A 4,192-nucleotide genomic window follows, 5' to 3' on the forward strand; every position below is an offset into this window, starting at 1 on the left:
CGGCGCCGTCCTGCTGCCCGGCGCCGCGATGGCCGAGCTCGCCATCCGCGCCGGGGACGAGACCGACACCCCCACCCTGGAAGAACTGGTCATCGAGCAGCCACTGGCCCTGCCGGACAGCGGCTTCCTGGACATCCGGGTGGTCGTGGGCGGCCCTGACGAGTCCGGGCGTCGGGACGTAGGCATCTACTCCCGCGCCGAAGACGAAACGGCGCAGTGGACGGAGCACGCCACCGGCACACTGGCCCAGGACACCACAGCTCCTCCGTCGCCCGCCGCCGCCGAATGGCCACCCGCCGGCGCCGAGGCGGTGGCCGTCGAGGGCCTGTACGAGCAGATGGCCGAGGGAGGCTACGACTATGGGCCGACGTTCCAGGGCCTGAAGGCGGTATGGACCCGCGGCGGCGAAGTGGGCGAGGTGTTCGCGGAGGCCGCGCTGCCGGAGGAGCAGACGGAGGCCGCCGGCCGGTTCGGCATCCACCCGGCACTGCTGGACGCCGCATTGCACGCGAGCAACTACTGCCTGCCCGGGGAGCCCGGCAGCCGCATGCTGCTGCCGTTCGCCTGGAACGACATACGCCTGCACGCCACCGGTGCCACTTCGGTGCGCGTGCACGCCCGTTACACCGAGGACAGCGGCCTCTCCGTGGTCCTGGTCGACGCGGCCGGAGGGCTGGTCGCGTCGATCGGTTCGCTCGTTCTGCGGGAGGTCGACGCGGCGCAGCTCGAAGCGCTGACGTCCACGTCGGTGAACGACGCTCTCTGGGCGGTCACTTGGACCGAACACAGCCCCACCACGGACGAGATCCGGTGGGGCACCGTCGGGGACGTCTCACCCGTCCTCGCCGCCGCGGAAGCCACGGCCTTCGCCGATGTGACAGAGCTCGCCACGGAGCTCACCGCCGAGATATCCGGGGCCGAGGACCGGCCCGCGCTGATCGTCGCGGACACGACTGCGTGGGAGTCGCGGGACGCCGACCCCATCACGCGGACGCGCGAGCTGGCCTCGCGTGCGCTGGACCTGTTGCAGCGGTGGGTGACGCTGCCCGAGCTGTCGGAGACACGGCTGGCGGTCCTCACGCACGGTGCGATGGCCGTACACGACTCGGCCGAAGTCACCGACCCCGCCGCGGCGGCGATCTGGGGTCTGGTCCGCTCGGCCCAGTCCGAACACCCCGGCCGCGTCCATCTCATCGACGCCGACGGCCACTCGGGCCACGCACTGCCCACCGCGCTCGCCACCGACCAGCCCCAGCTGGCCCTCCGCGACAACGCCCTCTGGGCGCCCCGGCTCACCGCCGCAGCACCCGTCGGCACACCCGCCCAGCCACTCCCCCTCAACCCCGAGGGCACCGTTCTCATCACCGGCGGCACCGGCACCCTCGGCGCCCTCACCGCCCGCCACCTCATCACCCACCACGGCGCCCGGCACCTGCTGCTCACCAGCCGCCAGGGGCCCGACGCCCCCGGCGCGGCCGAACTCGCCACCGAGCTCAGCGAACTCACCGAGCGCGGCGCGCACGTCCGCATCACCGCCTGCGACACCGCCGACCGCGACCAACTCACTGCCCTCCTCGCCGACATCCCGGCCGACCACCCCCTCACCGCCGTCATCCACACCGCGGGAACCCTCGACGACGGCACCCTCACCGCACTCACCCCTGACCGACTCGACACCGTCTTCCGCCCCAAGGTCGACGCCGTCACCCACCTCCACGACCTCACCCGCGACCACGACCTCGCGGCCTTCGTCGTCTACTCCTCCGCCACCGGCACCCTCGGCACCCCCGGCCAGGCCAACTACGCCGCCGCCAACACCTACGCCGACGCCCTCGTCCACCAACGCCACGCCGCCGGGCTCCCCGCCACCTCCCTCGCCTGGGGCCTGTGGGAAACCACCAGCGCCCTCACCGCCACCATGAACACCGAGGACCGCCGGCGCACCCACCGCGGCGGTGTCGCCCCCCTCACCGACGACGAGGGGCTCGCCCTCCTCGACACGGCCCTCACCGCCACCCACCACCCCCACCTCGTCCCGATCAAGATCAGCCCGGCCTCCCTCCGGGCCGACGAGACGGCGCAGCCCGTTCCGCCGCTCCTCCGCCACCTCGTACGGCGCCCCACACGCCGCACGGCCCACACACCGGCCCCCGCCGACACCCTGTCGCTCACCCAACGGCTCGCTCCCCTCGACAACGGTGAACGGCTACGCCACCTCACCGAACTCGTCCGCACCGAGGCGGCCGCCGTGCTCGGACACACGACGATCGACAGCATCGGGCCTGACCAGCCCTTCCGTGACGTCGGGTTCGACTCGCTGACGGCGGTGGAACTGCGCAACCGCCTCAACACGGCCACGGGACTGCGTCTCCCCGCGACCGTGGTGTTCGACTACCCGACCTCGGCGATCACCGCCGGGTATCTGCGGGACGAGCTGTTCGGCTCGACGGAGGCGGACCCGGCCGCCGTCACCGGGCCGGGGGCCGACGCGGACGACCCCGTGGTCGTCGTCGGAATGGCCTGCCGACTCCCGGGACGGGTGACCGGCCCGGACGGGCTGTGGCGGCTGGTGGCCGACGGGGAGGACGGCATCGGGGCGTTCCCCACCGACCGCGGTTGGGATCTGGACACGCTGTTCGACCCGGACCCGGACCGGGTGGGCGCGACCTACGTCCGCGAGGGCGGGTTCGTGGCGGGTGCCACAGAGTTCGACGCGGACTTCTTCGGCATCTCCCCGCGCGAGGCCGTGGCGATGGACCCGCAGCAACGGCTGCTGCTGGAGACCGCGTGGGAGACCTTCGAGCAGGCCGGTATCGCCCCGCGGTCGGTGCAAGGCAGTGACACCGGTGTGTTCGCCGGGGTCATCTACCACGACTACGGGACGAACGCCGGTGAGCTGCCCGAGGGCTCCGAGACCTATCTGAGCACGGGCAAATCGGGGAGCGTGGTGTCCGGGCGGGTGGCCTACGCACTGGGCCTGACCGGTCCCGCGGTGACGGTCGACACGGCGTGCTCCTCCTCGCTGGTGGCCATCCACTGGGCGGCCAAGGCGGTTCGTGAGGGCGAGTGCTCGATGGCCCTGGCCGGGGGTGTGACGGTGATGTCGACTCCGGACGGGTTCGTGAGCTTCTCGCACCAGCGCGGTCTCGCCCCCGACGGCCGCAGCAAATCCTTCGGCGAGGGCGCCGACGGCACCACCTTCAGCGAGGGCGTCGGGCTCGTGCTGCTGGAACGGCTCTCCGAGGCCCGGCGCAACGGCCACGAGGTCCTGGCCGTGATCCGCGGCACGGCGGTCAACCAGGACGGCGCCAGCAATGGCCTCACCGCCCCCAACGGCCCCTCCCAGCAGCGGGTGATCCGGCAAGCACTGGCGAACGCCGGACTGTCTCCCGCCGACATCGACGCCGTCGAAGCCCACGGCACCGGCACCGCCCTCGGCGACCCCATCGAAGCCCAAGCCCTCCTGGCCACCTACGGCCAGGGCCGCCCCGCCGACCAACCCCTCTGGCTGGGCTCACTGAAGTCCAACATCGGCCACACCCAGGCAGCCGCGGGCATCGCGGGCGTCATCAAGATGATCCAGGCCATGCGGCACGGCATGCTGCCCAGGACACTTCACGCCGACGAGCCCACCACCAAGGTGGACTGGACGTCAGGTGCGGTGTCCCTGCTCACCGAGGCCCGGCCCTGGCCGGAAACCGGACACCCCCGCCGCGCCGGGGTCTCCTCCTTCGGCGTCAGCGGCACCAACGCCCACCTCATCCTCGAACAGGCCCCGGAAGACGCGGCCGCCGCAACAGAAACCACGGAACCGGAGGCTCCCGGGCTGGTGGCCACGGGCGGCGCGGTGCCATGGGTGCTGTCCGCCAAGAGCCCCGCGGCGCTGCGGGCGCAGGCCGAACGCCTGATCACCCACCTTCACGCCCATCCCGAGACCGACCTGGTGAACGTGGGCTGGTCGCTGGCCACCAGCCGCGCCGCCCTGGAACACCGCGCGGTCGTCCTCGCCACCGACCTCGACCAGGCGACCGCCGCCCTCACTGCCCTCACCGAAGGGCAGCCGCACCCCAGTCTGGTCACCGGGGAGACCGGCAGCGACGGCAAGACCGTCTTCGTCTTCCCCGGCCAAGGCGCCCAATGGACAGGCATGGGAGCCCAACTCCTCAACACCTCACCCGTCTTCGCCACCCGC

1 protein-coding gene is annotated in these 4,192 nt (G+C 72.5%); it reads left to right on the forward strand.

The window, feature by feature from the left end; all coding sequences use genetic code 11:
- Positions 1-4,192, forward strand: a 4,192-nt coding sequence (locus tag ACFYOY_RS48990) for an SDR family NAD(P)-dependent oxidoreductase (protein ID WP_388594606.1), incomplete at both ends; no start/stop codon positions are given.

The organism is Streptomyces sp. NPDC007875 (assembly GCF_042868035.1).
GTDB lineage: Bacteria > Actinomycetota > Actinomycetes > Streptomycetales > Streptomycetaceae > Streptomyces > Streptomyces antimycoticus.